This window comes from Amycolatopsis sp. NPDC026612 (genome assembly GCF_040638285.1).
Lineage (GTDB): Bacteria > Actinomycetota > Actinomycetes > Mycobacteriales > Pseudonocardiaceae > Amycolatopsis.
This window is the reverse complement of the sequence record NZ_JBEZYB010000040.1, coordinates 55,380-72,827: the sequence shown is the minus strand read 5'-3', so window position 1 is coordinate 72,827 and position 17,448 is coordinate 55,380. Positions and strand designations below refer to the sequence as shown.

The following is a 17,448-nucleotide window of genomic DNA, read 5'->3' as shown; positions in this document are numbered from 1 at the left end:
GCGCGAGCGTCATCAAGCCGCTGCTCGCGGCGGACCTGCTCGACCGGCTGTACCTCATGGTCTGCCCGACCGCGCCGGTCCGGCGGCTGCGCACCCCCGCGTGGGTGAATAAAAGCCGATCCAGCGAACCGGATCCGGATCTTGGCCGTATTCCCCGGGGAGGACGGTCGACGACACGGAAGGACGACGACGTGGCGCGCGAAGGGACACTCATCGGCGAGCGGTACCGCCTGCTCGGCACGGCGGGGCACGGCACGGTGCACGCCAGGGACGAACGGCTCGACCGGATCGTGGCCCTCAAGCCGTTGTTCGACGAGCCCGCGGCGGTGACGGCGATTCCCGCACCGAGGGCCGCGGTCTGCGACGTCGTCGACCAGGACAGCACGACCTACCTGGTCATGGAGTACCCGGGGGCGCGGACGCTGACCGAGCTGCTCGACGAGCACGGCACGCTCGCCCCCGGTCTCGTCGTCCGGTTCGGCGTCCAGCTGGCGTCGGCGCTGGCGGCCGCGCACGACGAGGGGGTCCTGCACGCCGCCGTCGACCCGGACCACGTCGTGATCTCGGCCGAGGGCCGCGCCGGGATCCTGGCCGGCCCGGCCGGCCCGGGAGCGCGGGCCTACCTCGCTCCCGAGGTGCTCGACGGAGGCTTCCCCGACTTCCCGTCGGAGGTGTTCTCGCTCGGCGCCACCCTCTGCGCCGCGCTCGAGGGACGCCCCGGCAGCGGCCGGCCCGAACCGGCGCCCCATCCGGTCGCCGAGGCCGTGCTGCAGCTGCTGCACCCCTACCCGACGGCGCGGCCCACGATGGCCGCGGCCGAAGAGCTGCTGAGCGCCTGCTTGCCCCGCCACCCGGCCTCTCGGCCGGACGACGGGGCAAGGCGTGGTGCCGCGGGCGACTACCGCTGCGTGTAGACGAACCCGAGCTTGTCGACCTCGTCGCCGGTCCGGCCGTGGAAGCCGGCGATCTGCCAGCCGTCCGGGGCCGTGCGCGTCACGCAGTCCGCCGTGGTGGTGCCCCCGGCCAGCGTGTGCCCGAGGTTGGTCGTGAACCGGGCCGAGAAGATCCGGGTCGTGCCGCTGTACTTGCCCTGGCACAGGGTCGCCGTCGTGACGTACTCGCCGGTGCCGAGCGTCAGCGACGCCGCCGTTCCGCCCGTCGCGCCGTGGGCCAGGGTGGTGCCGTTCTCGAGGGTCACGCCGACCTGGTCGACGCGGGACCCGCTGCGCAGCGACAACGTCCGCACCCGGGCGGCCGCGGGCACGGCGTCGACATCGGTGAAGTAGTCGCCGTGCGGGCCGCCGTACTGGTCGGACAGCTGCAGCGCGGGGTTGCGCGACCAGGTGAAGCGCACGGTGACCGGGTCGTGGTCGGAGAGCATCTTGCCCGCGCTGTCCAGGAACTTGGCGTGCTCGTTGTTGTAGAACGTCGCGTCGAGCGACACGAGCTTGCTGCTGCGGTAGAGCACCTTGTCGACGACCTCGCAGTCGTTGGCGGGCGCCTGCTGGTCGCACAGCAGCGGCGGGCTTCCCGGGGCCGGCGCGACCCCGCCGCGCACGAGCTTCACCCACGCGTCGGTGAGGCCGTTGTCCGAGGCGAACCCGGCGATCGTGTCGGCCGCGCGGGTGTAGCGCGTGTTGGTGTCGCCCATGACGACCACCGCGTTGCCCGCCGAGTGCGACCGGATGAACGCGGTCAGCTGCGCCAGGTTCGACGCGCGCGAAGCTTCGTCACCGTCGTTCGTCCCGGCGTTGGTGTGGGCGTTGTAGAAGTCGACGTACACGCCTTCGGCGAGCCGCACCCGCATGAACGTGAAGCCCTTGGGGGTCAGGCAGTCCCCGGAGTCGAGCTGGCAGGAGCTCCAGTGGGCGCGCTCGAAGTCGTCGGTGTCGTACGGCAGCGAGGACAGGGTGTTGAGCCCGCTGCCGATCCCCGCGCCGCCGCTGGTGGGCGTGCGGTACGGGTGGGTGTCGGCGGCGTAGAGCTTGGCGTGGTAGTTGAAGTCCTCCTCGACGTGCACGATGTCGTAGGGGGCGATCCGCTGCCCGATCGCGGTCGTCGCGGGGTCACGCGGTGTCGGCGCGCTGGAGATCGACTCGGGCAGGCCGGCGACGTTGTAGGCCAGCACCGAGAAGCTGCCGCCGTCGGCCGCGTGCGCGGCCGGCGCACTGACCACTGTGGACACCGCGGCGGCGAGGGCCAGCACGGTCAAGCGTTTCTTCACGAGAACTCCCGCAGGATTCGGACGGACAAACCGGTGGACGTGTAACGCGGGACCACCCGGTGTCCCGGACGGTCGACGTCGATCGCGGAGAACCGGCCGCGCAGGCGCCGGGCGCAGAGCACCTCGACCTCGTGCGCCGGGCAGGAGCCGGCCAGCCGGATCTCGAGGACGCTGCCGCGCTCGAGCGTCGCTTCGCCGCGGACGGTCAGCGCCGGACCGGGCCCGGTGCCGGCGGACAGCGTGCCGCCGGTCTGGTGGTAGCCGCCCGCCCGGAGGCCGGACACGTGCAGCGTGCCGCCGGCCAGGGCGACGTCCCCGGTGCCCAGCGCACCCGGCGCGGCCGCGACGAGCGTGCCCGCCTCGACCCGGGTGCCGCCGCGGTAGCTGTTGCCCCCGGTGAGCGTCAACGTCCCGGTGCCCGCCTTGACGAGGCCGCCGTCGCCGCCGATGTCGTTGCGCCAGCTGTCATCGGCGCTGAACCCGCCGCGCGTGGCGTCCATCGTGACGCGGACGCCGGTGTCGAACGCGCCGTAGCCGTCGGCCGCGGCGAAGAGGTTCAGCCGTCCCCAGAGTTCCGGGCCGTCGAGTAGCGGGTGGCCGCCCGGGAACGCCGTCGTGCGCAGGACTTCCCGCCGCTGCGTCGCGTCGAGGTACGGCAGGCGCGTCTCGAGCAGCACCTCGGCGCCCTTCGGCACCCGCATCGACGTGCGTGCGGCGCGGTCCGGCAGCCCGTAGGTCGCCCGGCGGGTGACCATCGCGGCGTTCGCGCGGCGGTCGCCGTATTCGTCGGCTCCGGTGTGCGCGCGGGCGAACAGCGTGTCGGCGGTCGTGCCGGTCTTCGCCGTGAAGTACTCCAGCGCCTGCTCGCGCGCTCCCGCCTTGAGCGTGGCGTTCGCCGGGTCGGCGAGCGTCGCCGCGGCGAGCGCGGTGGCCAGTATCCGGCCGCCGAGCACGTCCACCGGCGAGTGCATCCCGGCGACGATCCGCGTGTCGGCCAGGTCGTAGGCCCGCGCCACCAGTTCCTGGAAGCGTTCGGGGACCGCGTAGGCCAGCGCCAGGCAGGCCAGGTGGAACGCGTTGGTGTGGCCGCTGGGGAAGCCGCCGTCGTCGGCCGGGCTCGTGCTGCGCTGCCGCAGCAGCTGCGGCGCGACGACGACGTCGGACCGGTAGACCGGGTACCCGAGCGCGTCGACCTTGCCGGTGTCCTCGACGCGGTTGTCCGCGGTCAGCCGCCACGGCCGGGGGTACTGGTAGGCGGCCTTGCTCGGGTTGCCCGAGGCGAACGTGCCGCGGACGGTGTCGACGAGCGTCGCCACCAAACCGAGCTCCGAGTCGTGCGCGCCGGCGCCGAGCGCCGAGCCGGCCGGGGCGTTCGCCGGGACGGCGTCGTCGATCTTGGCCGGGGGCGTGCCGTCGGGCGCGGAGGTGATGCTCGTGACGGCCTTGGCGCCACTGCGGTAGAGGTCCGCGAGGGGGCCGAGCCCGCCGATGGCGGCGTAGGACTGGTGCTGGCGGTCGTAGACGAAGGCGCGCTTGGCTTCGGCGTCGGTCCGGGCGCGGGTGACGGCAACGCAGTGCCGGACGTTCGCACGCAGCACCGCCGCGTCGAGCACGGCGCCACTGTCCCAAGTGGACCCGGTGCGCCAGAGCCGCTGCATCCCGCTCAGGATCCGCACCGCCGCGTTGGTCTCCGGGGTGTGGTTCGCCGGGATGTTCGTGCGGTAGGCGTCGACGAACGCCGTCTCCTCGGCCCAGGCGGGCACGCCCAGCACGGAGGGCACGGCGGCGATGGTGGGCACGAGCGCGGACCAGCGCAGGAAGGTCCGCCGGTCCAAGGACACTGAGGTCAAGTCGTTCTCCTGAGAAGGCGCCGGAAAGCGCACGGGAATCGCTGGAATGATCAGCGCCCGGCCGACTCCGGTCAAGGAGCGTCCGGAGTAATTCGCCGGGCAGTAACCTGATCGTTTGCGGGGGTATCGCGAATTCGACGAATTCACTCGATCCGGACTTCGACGGCGGGGCTGTACGCGAGCCGTCCGTGGGCGCTCACGCGGACGAGCACCCACCAGTGCGCGCCCCGCCGGGCGGTGTGTCCCGCGCGGACGGTGACCGGCACCGTCGTCTTCCCGCCGGCAGGAAGCCGGAAGGACCGGGCCCGCGGCCCGATGGTCACCGCGCCAGCCCAGGTGCCGAACGGGCTGATCGCCGCGATCCCGCCGCGGATCTCGCTCTGGGCCAGGTTCGTCAACGACACGAGCAGTTCGGCGCGGCCGCCCGGCCCGACGGTGACCGGGCCGGGCCCGAGTCCGACCTCGACCAGGTCGTCGCGCGGCGGCGGCGCCCCGACCAGGATTTCCGCCGTGTCTTCGAGGATTTGCCCGTGGTCGTCGGTGATCCGCGCGGCGAGCAGGTACCGCCCGGGCATCGAAGGTCCGCGCACCTCGACCGTGGTTCTTGCGTGCTCCCCCGGCTCGAGGTCGTAGTCCGGGTCCTGCTCGGTTCGCCACCCCGGCGGCAGTTCGAGTTCGACGCGGCCGCGGGCTCGGCGGCTGCTGCAGCTCACCGTGACGTCGAACCGGGCTCGCCCGTCGTCGCCGAGCCTCAGCCGGGTCGGGCTCACGTGGACACTGACCGGCAGGTTGCCGACCGGCGCCGGTCCTTCGTTGTGCAGCCAATAACGCGTGTGCACCGGCTGCACGGATTCGGTGGCCCGGGCGATTTCCCGGCCGGTTCCCAGGCGCACAGCCGGTTCCAGCCGGAGGGTCGCCACGTCCGCGGCACCCAGTTCGACGCGCGCGCGTCCGTCGTCGACGTCGACCGGCTCGCCCTTCTCCTCGAGGAGATCGGTGCGCCACGCCGCCCGGATCCCGCCGTGCACCGCGATCGACGCCGTGGCCGGGAACCCGGTCGATTCGTACACGCGCAAGGTGATCGCGTCCGAGGGGCCGATCACCGAGCCCGAGGCGAGCGGGTTGCCGGCGGGTTTCGCCGCCGTCAGCACGACTTCGGCCGGTTCGACCGCGATCAGGCTCAGCGTGGACGGCAGCACGCCTTCGGTGGCCGGCACCGGACGGGACCGGAGCGGATGCGCGGCTTCCTGCGCACGACGCGGGAAATCGGCGTCCCGCCAGTCCCCCTCCCCGGCGACGATCGCGAGGCCGAACGTGTGGGTCCAGTGTTGCCAGGCGAAACTCGAGCCGTCCGGCGCGGTCCGCCGCTCGCCGTCGATCCACACCCCGCTGGGCCAGCCGCTGCACGAGCGCATCAGCGACAGGTGCAGCGTGCCGCCCGGATCGACGACGAATCCGGGTGTCCCGTGGTTGACGACGCCGACGGAGTAGCTGTCGGCGGGTTCGGCGGTGCTCTCCAGTCCCTCGGGGACCCGCACGCCGAGGGTGGCACCGGCGCGCAGTTCGGCGACGGCGGCCTCGACGTCGCCGATGATCACCACCGGCAGATCCCGCAGTCCCCGGAGATCGGCGTCCGGCACCCAGGCTTCGCGCCGGATCCGGGTCGCCGGGACGAACACCCGGCCGTGGCGGGCGAGCGCGTCCCGGTACCCGGGCTCGGCGTTCGCGAGCACGTCGGCGGCGAACGGGTTGTCCGCCCCGACCACGATCCGGACGTCGGGCAGGTTCGAGTCGACGTCGAGGGCGCCGTAACGCCGGCCGCCGGGGCGGGTGCAGGTCGCCGTCACGCCCTTCGCGGCCAGTGCCGCGACCAGCGCCCGGAGCTCGGGCCCGGGTGTGCGGGGCTCGACCACTTCGGCGACGCCGATGGCGTGCGCGCTCCGGGTGCCGTCGTCGCGGATGAGCGTGACGCGGGCGGTCGCCGACAGCCCGGCCCAGGTGTGGGCCGGCGTGTCCAGCGTCCAGAGGTGTTCGGCCGCGTCCACGTCGGGGAAGCCGAACGACCGGCCGATCGCGCCGAAGCCGACCTCCGCCACCGGCAGGGCCCCGGGGACGGCGAAGTCGAAGCGGGCCCGCAGGAGCCGGTCCTGCCCGAGTGACCCGTCGACGTCGGCGTGGATGTCCACTCGGGACACTCCGCGCCACAGCGTCGTGCGCTGGGTGACCCGCAGCTCGTCGAGTGCCGTGGTCGCGACGAGCCGCTCCCCCAGCGGGCTGGTCTCGACGATCACCTCCGCCGCGCCCGGACCGTGACCGGGGCCCTTCGGCAGCAGGTGCCACGGGCCTTCGCCCCACACCGGGTGCTCGGCGTGCTCGTCCTGCACCACCAGCCCGGCGGCGAGACCGCCCTCCCGCAGCAGTTCGCGGCCGCTCCGCCGATCCTGGACGCGGCTGAGCGCACCGCCGCGCGCCGGGTCGGCTTCGACGGCGAAGACGTCGTTCTCGATCGTCGGCGGCCCCGGCCGGGGTGTCCACCCGGGCGGCACGGTGGCCGCGTCGAGGACGCGGTAGACGCGGTACCCGAGCGCGGGCACCGCCGTCGCCAGGAAGGTCAGCGTGACCTCGGCGAGTGAACCGTCGGGGTGCCGCACGACCGCGTCGGTGACGGCGGGGACCGGTCGGCCTTCCGGGTCCACCACCTGCGCGCCTTGGGCGGCACCCGGGGTCACCGTCACCGTCGTCACCGCGTCGCGGGCCCAGGACAGCGTGTTCAGCACGAAGACGGCCACGCCGTCCCCGGCCGTGTCGGCGTGCCGGGCCAGCTCGGTGATCGAGCCTTCGAGCACCTCCTCGCCCCGTTCGGCCGCTTCGCGCCAGCCGGTGAGCAGATCGAGGTAGACCTGGTCGGATTCGGTGCCGGTGATCGCGTCGTGGTGGGCGCCGTAGATCAGCTGCCGCCAGGCCTTGTCCAAGGCCTCGTGGGGGTAGCGCGCACCGAGCAGGGCGGCGAGGGTGGCCGCGCGCTCCCCGTCGAGCACCGCCACCTCCGCCGCGCGCTGGGCCTGCTTGGTGTCGATGTAGGAGACGTCCTTGCCGGTGTAGACCGGGTTCATGTCCCGGGTCTGCACGCTGATCGCCGTGCCCCGCGCCGCCGCGTCCGCGCGGACCGCGGCGAAGAACTCCCGGGGCAGGCCGACGACGAACCGGGGCCAGACGTACCGGGCGTTCCAGGCGCGGTGGATCTCGGTGCAGAAGCGCGAGGGGATGTTGTGGTCGTGCCCGACCGGCAGCAGCACGTTGCGCGTGGCGGCCACCTGCCGCAGCGTGCTGAACTGCCGGTAGGCCTCCGCCATCGCCTCTTCGAGCGTGTCCTGGCGCTCGATGCCCCACCCGGCGACGTAGTGGTCGGCCATGTACGCGGTCAGCAGCCCCCGCCCGCTCGGCGAGATCCATTCGAACTCCGACGGGAACTGCATCCGGCCGATGTCGCCGGTGTGCCGCTTCGCCCCGACGTGGTGCCAGGGACCGCGCGCCCAGGCACTCGACTCCAGGCCGGCGTCGGCCATCAGCCCGGGGTAGGCCGGGTCGTGGCCGAACACGTCGAGCATCCACGCCGAACGCGGGTCGCCGCCGAGGACGTCCCGCTGGTAGCCCACGCCGTAGACGGCGTTGCGGATCGTCGACTCCGGGTGGGTCAGGTTCGTGTTGGCCTCGTTGTAGTTGCCGCCGACCAGCTCGATCCGGCCGTCACGGAGGAACCGCGTCAGGTCCTGGCGGTCCCCCGGGAAGGTGTCCCAGTGCGGTTTGAGGTAGTCGACCTCGGCCAGGACGAACCGGTAGTCCTCGTCGTCACGGGCGGCTTCGAGGTGCGCGCGGACCAGGTCGAACGCCGACCGCTGGAACTGCATCCGCTTTTCCTGGGCCAGCGGCAGGTCCAGCCAGGTGTCGGTGAAGCCCGCCTGGGTGTTCCACCACACCGGGTCGTAGTGGAAGTGCGAAACCATCCACATCGTCCAGCCGGTTTCCGCGACGACGAGGTCCGCCTCCGCCGTGACGCGCTGCCCGGCCGACTCCGCGACCACGGTGACCCGGTGCGACGAGCCTTCGGGCGCCTGGAAGACCACGCCGACTTCCACGGTGACGCCGTCCGGGTGGACGTCGGCGAGCACCGGCTCGGGTGTGAACACCCGCTTGCCCTCGACGCGGATCCGCACCGGAGCCCGCGGCCCGCTCAGCGTCACTCGGACGACCTGGCGGGCCGCGGCGGCCGAGCCGACGAACAGATCGGTACCCCGCACGGCCGTGATGCGCACGCTTCTCCTACTTGGCGTTGGCGAGCGCCGCCTTGGCGTCGCTGAAGAACTGGGTCACGCCGGCCGCGATCGTCATCTTGCCGAAGGCGATCTGCTTGGCCGCCGAGTCGAGCGCGGTCTTGACGTCGCCGTAGCCCGGGGGCGCGGTGGGCGCGGCGGGCAGGCCGTCCTTGGCGACCTGCGCGGCCACGTACTCGCCGAAGTCCATGTCCGCCTTCTCGGGGGCGGTGGCGGTGGGCGCGAGGAGGTTTTTCGCCTTGTCCGACGGCGGCAGCCCGCGCTGCAGCTTCATCGTCTTGATCGCGTCGTCGTCGTTGAGGAAGAAGTTGATCAGCTTCGCCGCGCCCTCCGGGTTCTTGCTCTTCACCGGGATGCACAGCAGCACGCCGCCGGACGGCGCCTGGCCCGTCTTGCCGTTGGCGCGGGGCACGACGACCAGCTTCAGCTCGTGCTGGGTCAGCGGCTGCATCTGGGCCAGGCCCCAGCCGGTGGTCATCGCGATCTGGCCGGTGATGAACGGGTGGTTACCGGTCGCCGCGTCGGTGTTGCTCAGCAGCGTCGGCGGGCAGATCGCGCCGGCCTTGCGCAGGCCGTCCCAGAAGGTGAACCACTCGGTCAGGTCCTCGGGGCCGAACCCGAGGGTCTGGTCGGCGGTGTAGAGGTCCTTGCCGCGCTGGCGCAGCCACGGCTGCAGCGCGCCCGAGTCGTCCTTCGACGCGTCCAGCGCGCCGTACTTGTCCGGGCCCCACGCCTTGGAGATCTCCCCGGCGATGGTGCCGAAGTCCTGCCACGTCCAGTCGTCGGTCGGCGGCGTGATCTTCAGCTGGTCGAAGACCGTCTTGTCGTAGAGCACGGGCGCGTTTCCGGAGCCGGAGGGGACGCCGAAGGTCTTGCCCTTCACCGCGCCCGCCCCGCGCACCGGGGCGTAGAGGGTGTCCAGCCCGATCGTGCCGGGGACGTAGGTGCCCAGGTCGGTGAGCACGTTCCGGCCCGCGTAGGTGCTGACGAGCGCGGTGTCCATCTGGAAGAGGTCGGGCGGGTTGCCGCCGGCGAACTCCGTGTTCAGCTTGTCGAAGTACCCGTCGTAGCCGGAGTACTGGGTGGTGACGGCGATCCCGGTCTTGTCGGTGAAGATCTTCACCGCCTTCTGGTAGGCGTCGTTGCGGGCGTTGCCGCCCCACCAGCGGAAGGTCAGGGCGTTGTTCCCGCCGCCGGACCCGCTGGTGCTGGGCGGCGCGAAACCGCAGCCGGCGAGCGCGGCCGAGGCCACGCCCGCCCCGGCGATCCCGAGGAACCCCCTCCTGGACAGGTGCTGTGCCATGACTGTCTCACTTTCTGTCGGTGGAGTTTCGGGGTTCAGCCTTTGATCCCGGAGTTGGCCACGCCGTCGACCAGGCGCTTCTGGCAGACCAGGAACACCACGACGGTCGGCACGAGGGTGACGACCGACATCGCGAGCATTCCGCCGTAGCTGGAACCGCTCGCCCGGTCGATGAAGGAGTTGAGGCCCAGCGGGACCGTGTACCGGGATTTGTCGGACAGGTAGACCAGCTGGCGGAGGAAGTCGTTGAACGTCCAGATGAACGTCAGGACCCCGGTGGTCAGCAGGGCCGGACGCAGGAGCGGGAGGATCACCGAGAAGAAGACGCGGGCGTGCCCGGCGCCGTCGATGGCCGCCGCTTCGTCCAGTTCGCGGGGAATGCCCCGGATGAACTGCACCATCAGGAAGATGAAGAACGAGTCGAACGCGAGCAGCTGCGGCACCACCAGCGGCAGGAACGTGTTGACCCAGTTCAGCTTGTAGAAGATCGTGTACTGCGGGATCATCGTGGCCTGGAACGGCAGCATCAGCGTCCCGAGCATCAGCCCGAACCACAGCTTGCGGAAGGCGAAGTCGAGCCGGGCGAACGCGTACGCGGCCAGCGAGCAGGACACGATGTTGCCGATCACCACGCAGATCGCGATGGTCGCCGAGTTCGTGAGGTAGACGGTGAACGACGTCCCCGTCGCGGTCCAGCCGCTGAGGTAGTTCTCGAAGGTGAAGTGCCACGGGATCGGGTCGAGCGTGCTGAAGATCTGGTTCTCCGGCTTGAACGACGCCCCGACCAGCCACAGCAGGGGGTAGATCATCACGACGACCGCGGCGAGCAGCACCACGTGGGCGCGCCAGTGGGTCTTCGACGGCGCCTGCCTGATCTTGGTGACCATTTCGGTCCTTTCGGCCGTGGTGTGTTCAGTCCGCGTAGGTGACCCAGCGCCGCGAGGACGCGAAGTAGACCGCGGTGAAGAGGCCGATCACCACGAACAGGACCCACGCCATCGCCGAGGCGTAACCCATCTGCAAGCTGGTGAACCCCTTGCGGTAGAGGTAAAGCGTGTAGAGCATGGTCGAATCGATCGGTCCGCCCGAGCCGCCGCTGACCACGTACGCCGGGGTGAAGGTCTGGAACGCGTTGATCGTCTCCAGGACCAGGTTGAAGAAGATCACCGGGGACAGCATCGGCACGGTGATCCGGAAGAACACCCGGATCCGGCCGGCACCGTCCAGCTCCGCCGCCTCGTACAGCTCCTTCGGGATCTGCTTCAGCCCGGCGAGGAAGATCAGCATCGGGGTGCCGAACTGCCAGCCCGACAACAGGACCAGGGTCCACAGCGCGAACCGGGGGTCCCCGATCCAGTCCGCGCCGCGGATGCCGAAGAAGCCCAGCACCTGGTTCACCAGGCCCTGCTGGGAAAAGATCTGGCGCCACATCACCGACACCGCGACACTCGCCCCGAGCAGCGACGGCAGGTAGAAGACCGAACGGTAGAACCCCAGCGCGCGCAGGCCCCGGTTCAGCGCCGCGGCGACGAGGAGCGCGGCCACGAGCTTGAGCGGCACGGAGAAGACGACGTAGGTCAGGGTGACCTTGACCGACTGCAGGAACTTCTCGTCCTGCCACAGCGACAGGTAGTTCCGGAAGCCCACCCACTGCGGCGAGCTGAGCAGGTCGAACTTCGTCAGCGACAGGTACAGCGAGTACGCCATCGGCAGCAGGACGAACCCGAAGATCCCGAGGAACCACGGCGACAGGAAGGCGTAGGCCGCCCAGTTGTCCTTGTGCCGCTTCCGGCGGCGACGGACCGGCGCCCGTTTTGCCGTCGACGGGATCCCGGCCCCCGCTTCGACGGGGTGGGTTGCTGCTTCGACTGACGGCGACATCGGCTGCTCCCGGGACTCCAGCGTGGACCGGCAGCACAGCTGCCGTGGCACATCTTCCGACGCGCGCGGTTCCAGTGGTTCCGTCCCAGGGAGCTGGAAGCGCTTTCTCGGCACTCTAGGCAGCGGCCTCCACCGCTGTCAACGGCGGTTCGCCGCTCCTTCGCCGAGCACCGCGCGGATCCCCTGCTCCCTCGCCAGGTGCGCGGCGCCGAGCACGGTCGCGCGTGCACCCAGTTCGCTCACCACGACTTCGGCCGGCCAGCTCAGCCGGTCGACCGTGGCGACGACCCCGGGCAGGAGCAGCTTGTTGCGCCCCACCCCACCCCCCAGCACGACCAGACCGGGATCGACGACCGCGCAGATCGACGCGGCCAGGTTCCCGACGGCTTCGGCGTGTTCCGCGACGATCTCGAGCGCGACGGCGTCCCCCTTCTCCGCCAGGGCGAACAGCGCGGCGGCCGTCCGCGGTGCCGGATCCGGCCGCCCCGGCCAGCGACCGCGGGCGCGACGCAGCAGCGTGCGCGAACCGAGCCGCGCTTCCAGGGCGTCGCGGACCGGCGGCCGGTCGTCCGCCCACGGGTAAGCCAGCCGGGCGACCTCGCCCGCCGCGCCGTTCACCCCGCGCACGAGCCGCCGCCCCAGCACCACCCCCGCGCCGATCGCCACGCCGACCTGCAGGAACACGAAGCTGTCGTGGTCGCGGCCCGCTCCTTCGGCGAGTTCGGCGATGGCCGCGCAGTTGACGTTGTTCTCCGTGTGCACGGGCGCGCCGCCGGGCAGCCCGAGCGCGGCCACGGCGCCGGAGATCCGGGCCATGGTCGCCGGCTCGCCGCGACCGGGCGGGGAGACCACATCGGACACCGCGACCACCACCGCCCGAAGTGGACCGCGTGCGTTCCCGCGGCGCAGCACGGCCTGCACCATGGCGCCCGCGGAAGCGGGCCGCGAAGTCTGGTCTTCGTCGAGCAGGTCCCCGCCGAGCGTGGTCGCCCGCAGCGCCACCTGCGTCGACCCGCGGTCCACCGCCAGCACGTACCCAGCCCGGGGGCCCAGCCGGTAGACCGCCGCGGTCCGCCCGGTGGCCCCCGACGAGCTGCCGCTGCGCTCGGCGAGCGCGGCGGCCTCCAGTTCGGCCATCACCAGGGAGACCGTCGGTTTCGACAACCCGCAGGCCACCGCGAGCTGCGGCCGGGTGGCTTGACCGGCGGCCGCCAGCGCGGCGAAGACCTCGCCTGCCCGGTCACCGATGCCCGATTTCGCCATCTGCCCCTCCTTTCGCCGAAGTGAAACTGTCGAATGCGCCGCGCTGCCCGCGTGTCCGCGAGCCGGCCCGTTGACAACGTGCGGGTTCGTTTGTTTACTACCTAACCAAGTGCGGGTCCCAGCCGCATCATCGCTTTTCCGGCCCGCCAAGGGCAAGGTCCGGAAAGCGCTTTCCCGACCACGTCGACCGGTCCGGCGCCCAGGACGGCAGGGAGCTGCAAGCGGATGGATCCGATCCTGCTGCCGAGCCAGCACGCGAGCTCGCACGACCTGCCCGACGATCCCGCCCACCTCGACGCCGTCCTGGCCACCGCGGCGGCCGACGCGCTCGCCGCGCAGCAGCCGGACGGCAACTTCGAGGACCCCGCGGCCGACGACGACGTCGGGGACATGGGCCTCGGCGTGCTCTCCCTCCTCTGCCTGGCGTCGCGGCGCGGCGTGTCCGATGACCCGGCGCTCACCGGCGCGGTGCGCCGGGGCCTGGACTTCTTCCTGGCGCACCGGGTGTTCCGGACCGACAACCCGGGCGAGCCGTTCCTGCGCGTCCGCCACAGCGGCCTGCCGTACGCCCGGTACATGCCCGGCGACGGCGAACACCCGTTCGGCGACTGGCCGAGCACCGTGTGGGCGATGCTGCACGCGGTCAACGTCCTGGAACTCGGCGAAGGTCCGCTCACCGGCGAGCAGTACACCGAGGTGACCGAGCTGGCCCTCGGGTACTGGCGGTGGCTGACCGAAGCGAGCATGTTCAACCCCCAGCAAACGGGCAACCAGGCCCTCGGCGCGGTCGTCGCGGGCCTGATGCTCGGCCGCCACCTCGACAGTGTTTCCCGAAACCGCGAAGGCAATCGCGTCACCACGGCGGCCATGCGGCTCTACACCGACGTGCTCCGGCCGGCACGGGTGACCGACCGCGGCTTCGCGCTGCCGGCCGAGCACGGCGCCGGCCACGACCAGAACTACCTGCCGATCTCGCTGTCCTTCCTGGCCCAGGCCCACCGGGTCACGGCCGACCGGCTGTTCCTCGACGACGGCGCGGAGATCGCCCGCCACCTGGACTGCCGCCTTTCGGCACGCGGCTTCGACTACGGCGGCCCCCGCTACAGCGAGCAGCACTGCGGCGCCGAGGGCACCCTCGGCCTCCGCTACTTCAGCGCGCACCTCCGGACGGACCTGGGCCGTTACCTCGCCGACCGCCGTGTCCCCTATTACCCGGTGGCGAAGTCCGGCGCGCCGAGCGGGCACTTCGCGTTCACGACGGTGTGGCTGTACCAGGACGACCGCTCCTGGCACCGCGAGCCGTCGTTTCCGGTCGCGACGCCGTATTCGCTGCGCCACCGCGCCGCGTCCGTGTCCTGGACGGGCAGCCACACGCCGTACCTGATCGACGCCGGCGGCGTCGTGGTGATCGAGCCGGTCGTGGCGGGCCAGCACGGCATCGGCCCGGTCCTGGGCTACGAGGACGGCCCCCGGACGCTGCTCACCCGCCCGCTCGGCCCGCTCCGGGTCCGCGACGCCCGGGACGGCGATCTCGTCGCCCGGCTGGTGACGAAGGCGGTGGTCACCCGGGAGCAGGTGCTGCTGAGCGTCCAGCAGCTGTGCGTGACCGAGGAGCGGCGGACGACGCTGTTCGCGGTGGTCCCCGCGGACGGGTGCGGTTTCCTGGCCGGGCTGCCTTACGCCGAGCAAACGGAGGCGGGCCTGCGCCGGATCGTCACGGTGGCCGAGCCGGGCGGAGCGCCGTTCGCCCTGGACACCCCCGGCGCGGTGCTGCACACCGGCGGCACGCTGCACGCGGGCAACCTGGCCATCACGTCGGCGGCGGCGCTGCGGGTGGTCAACCCCCCGGCGGGCCGGACGAGCTTCACCAGCCCGGAGACGATCGGCCTGACCCAGGAGCAACTGGCGTTCTCCCTGGCCGACGATCCTCGCGGCTACGGGAACCCGGACGCGGGCTGGCACCGGGTGACCGACACGAACCACGTCCTGGCGGGCCCGCTGCCCGGCTCACCACCGGGCTCGGCGGTCTTCGCCGTCCGGTACGGGCCGCACGGCGACGGGCCGTTCGCCATCGGGGTCCGCGCCACGGCGGCCGGGCTGGTCATCGAGGCGCCGGGCTACTCCGTCGTCGTCGGCGATCCCGCGGGTGACGAGAACGGGGAGCCGATCCTGGAGCTGACCGCGCGTCCCCAGCCCGTCCGGGCTCTCCGCGATCGGCGCCGGTCCGCCGCGGTGGGCTGCCGGGAGGGCGGGGAGTCTGGCACGATCAGCCCGTGACCAGCAGCAGGCGGACGCGCGGACTCGCGCTCGCGGCCGCCCTCCTGCTGGTGCTCACCGCCTGCACCACCGGCTTCGGCGGGCTCACGCTGCGGATCGCCGCGGGCAACTCCGGGGGCGTCTACTACAAGCTCGCCCAGACCCTCGCCACCGCGTGGCAGACCGGCCTGGACATCGACCGGCCGCAGGTGCTGCAGACGCAGGGCTCGCCCGACAACGTCGCCAAGGTGCTCGCCGGCCAGGCCGAGATCGCCTTCGTCGCCGCCGACGTCGCCGCGGACCAGTACAAGACCCGCCCCGGCCTGGCCGCACTCGCCCGGATCCACGACGACTACCTGCACGTCGTGGTCCGCGCCGACTCCCCGATCCGGTCCGTGGTCCAGCTGACCGGCCACCGGATCGCGATCGGCACGCCGGCGTCCGGCGTCGAGTACATCGCCAGCAAGGTGCTGAAGGTGGCCGGCCTGGCCGACTCGGTCACCACGACCCCCCTCGGCCTCGCAGACTCCGTCGCGGCGCTGCTGAACGGCCGGGTCGACGCGGTCTTCTGGTCCGGCGGCCTGCCGACGCCGACGCTGGTGGACTACAACACCAAAGGCTCGCTCCGGCTGCTCGACATCGCCGACCTGATGCCGAAGATGCAGGCGATCAGCCCGGTCTACGGCACCGCGACCATCCCGGCGAGCACCTACAACCAGCTCCTGCCGGTGACCACGCTGGTGGTGCCGAACTTCCTGGTGGTCCCGAAATCCATGCGCGACGACGTCGCCGAGGCACTGGTCCGCGGCCTGTTCGACGCCCGCAGCCAGCTCGCGCTGGCCAACCCGGCAGCACTGTCGATCGACGTGCACCCGGGCATCGAGACCCAGCCGATCCCGCTGCACCCGGGCGCGCTCCGCTACTACCGGGCGCAGAAGACCTAGGCGACCGGGAACTCCATCGCGATCCGCAAGCCGCCGCCCTCCGGCAGGTCGAGCTCCAGCTCCCCGCCGGAGTGCGCGACGAGCTCGCTGACGATCGCCAAGCCCAGTCCCGACCCGGGCACGTTCTGGTGGGCCGGGCTGCGCCAGAACCGGTCCCGCGCGCGGTCGAGCTCGTCGGGCCGCAGCCCCGGCCCGTGGTCGCGCACCGACAGGCGCACCCGGTCGCCGTTGCGCTCGACCGCGATCCGGATCTCCGTGCCCGCTGCGGTGAACTTCAGCGCGTTGTCGAGCAGCGCGTCCAGGATCGTCTCGGCGCCGCGCGGTGGCATGCGCACCCGTGCGCCGTCCCCGGAGGTGTCGACGACCAGCCGCACGTCCCGCGCCTCGCCGACCACCGACCAGTCGGCGACCCGCTCGGCGACGGCCTCGTCCAGCACCACCGGGTCCAGCTCGCCGCCGGACGCCTCGGCGCGGGCCATCGTCAGCAGCCCGTCCAGGATCTGGTGCAGCCGCCCCGCGTCGACCCGCGCGGCGTCCAGGTCGGCGGCGGCCGGCTCGTCGACGACGCGGCCTTCGAGGTTGCCGAGCCGGATCTTCAGCGCCGTCAGCGGGTTGCGCAGCTGGTGGGAAGCGTCGGCGACGAACGCGCGCTGCGCGGCCAGCGCGCCCGACACGCTTTCGGCCATCCGATCGAAGGAACGGCCGAGCTGACGCAGCTCCGGCGGCCCGCCGCCCTCCCCCACCGGCTCGGCCTCGCGGCCCCCGATCACCGACGCCACCAGCGCGCCGGTCGCGTCGTCGAGCCGCTGCACCGGCCGCAGGATCCACCGGACCACCGGGACCGCCACGGCCAGCGCGAGCGTGAAGGCGAGGACGCCGCCCGCCGCGAGCAGCAGCCACCACCAGAGCACGTCGGCGCGCTCGGCGCCGGTGTCGGAGACGGTCAGCACCGCACCGTGCACCTCACCGTCCGCGAGCACCGGCTCGGCGAGCACCAGCGGCGTCGAATCCCACGGCATCAGCACGCCCGCGGGCTGGGACCGGCGCCCGGCGAGCGCCTCGCGGATCGGCCCGCTGATCCGGTCGGCCTTCAGGTCGATCCGCGCGGCGTACGGGCCGAGCGAGGAGGCGAACAGCTTGCCGTCCTGGTTGACGACCGCCACCCGGACGCCGTACACCTCGTTGTAGCGGTCCAGGTCGGGTTCGAGCAGCGACGACTTGTTGTCCAGCAGCGGCCGCTGGGCCAGCGACGCGAACCGGGCGGTGTCGGTGAGCCGGTCGAGGAACAGGTCCTGCTGCGCGCCGGCGGCGATGCTCCTGGCCAGCGGGATACCCAGGCCGAACACCAGCAACGCCACCAGCGTCAGCACGATGCCCTGCAGCCGGACGCGCACGC

11 protein-coding genes are annotated in these 17,448 nt (G+C 72.3%); 3 read left to right on the top strand and 8 right to left on the bottom strand.

Features of this window, described 5'->3' with window-relative positions; translation table 11 throughout:
* A partial coding sequence (locus tag AB0F15_RS29405) for a hypothetical protein (protein ID WP_360277086.1) occupies positions 1-914 on the top strand: 914 nt, incomplete at its 5' end.
* Here the strand turns inward: AB0F15_RS29405 and AB0F15_RS29400 are convergent.
* The 7 genes from AB0F15_RS29400 to AB0F15_RS29370 form a co-directional block, all read right to left on the bottom strand.
* Positions 899-2,224 (bottom strand): jacalin-like lectin, encoded by a 1,326-nt coding sequence (locus AB0F15_RS29400; RefSeq protein WP_360277084.1) that lies wholly within the window; start codon positions 2,222-2,224, stop codon positions 899-901. The genes AB0F15_RS29405 and AB0F15_RS29400 overlap by 16 nt on opposite strands.
* Complete coding sequence (locus AB0F15_RS29395; RefSeq protein ID WP_360277104.1) at positions 2,221-4,065, bottom strand: phosphatase PAP2 family protein; 1,845 nt, start codon at positions 4,063-4,065, stop codon at positions 2,221-2,223. The genes AB0F15_RS29400 and AB0F15_RS29395 overlap by 4 nt, the downstream gene beginning before the upstream one ends.
* A gap of 152 nt (positions 4,066-4,217) precedes the next feature.
* Positions 4,218-8,387 (bottom strand): NEW3 domain-containing protein, encoded by a 4,170-nt coding sequence (locus AB0F15_RS29390; protein WP_360277082.1) that lies wholly within the window; start codon positions 8,385-8,387, stop codon positions 4,218-4,220.
* 7 nt (positions 8,388-8,394) lie between these two features.
* Positions 8,395-9,708, bottom strand: a complete 1,314-nt coding sequence (locus AB0F15_RS29385; RefSeq protein ID WP_360277079.1) for an extracellular solute-binding protein — start codon at positions 9,706-9,708, stop codon at positions 8,395-8,397.
* Positions 9,709-9,743: 35 nt separating this feature from the next.
* A complete protein-coding gene (locus AB0F15_RS29380; protein ID WP_360277076.1) occupies positions 9,744-10,595 on the bottom strand; it encodes a carbohydrate ABC transporter permease in 852 nt (283 codons plus the stop codon).
* Between the two features lie 25 nt (positions 10,596-10,620).
* Positions 10,621-11,589 carry a sugar ABC transporter permease gene (locus AB0F15_RS29375; RefSeq protein WP_360277073.1) on the bottom strand — a complete coding sequence of 323 codons (969 nt, stop codon included), beginning with the start codon at positions 11,587-11,589 and terminating at the stop codon, positions 10,621-10,623.
* Between the two features lie 138 nt (positions 11,590-11,727).
* Positions 11,728-12,852, bottom strand: coding sequence for an ROK family protein (locus AB0F15_RS29370; RefSeq protein WP_360277070.1), 1,125 nt, complete (start codon positions 12,850-12,852; stop codon positions 11,728-11,730).
* A gap of 225 nt (positions 12,853-13,077) precedes the next feature.
* Between AB0F15_RS29370 and AB0F15_RS29365 the strand changes: the two genes are divergently transcribed.
* A complete protein-coding gene (locus AB0F15_RS29365; protein ID WP_360277067.1) occupies positions 13,078-15,129 on the top strand; it encodes a hypothetical protein in 2,052 nt (683 codons plus the stop codon).
* Positions 15,126-16,052 carry a TAXI family TRAP transporter solute-binding subunit gene (locus tag AB0F15_RS29360; protein WP_360277064.1) on the top strand — a complete coding sequence of 309 codons (927 nt, stop codon included), beginning with the start codon at positions 15,126-15,128 and terminating at the stop codon, positions 16,050-16,052. Before AB0F15_RS29365 ends, AB0F15_RS29360 begins: the two co-directional genes overlap by 4 nt.
* Here the strand turns inward: AB0F15_RS29360 and AB0F15_RS29355 are convergent.
* Positions 16,049-17,446: a HAMP domain-containing sensor histidine kinase gene (locus AB0F15_RS29355; RefSeq protein WP_360277061.1), complete on the bottom strand. Its 1,398-nt coding sequence runs from the start codon at positions 17,444-17,446 to the stop codon at positions 16,049-16,051. The genes AB0F15_RS29360 and AB0F15_RS29355 overlap by 4 nt on opposite strands.
* Positions 17,447-17,448: the final 2 nt, after the last annotated feature.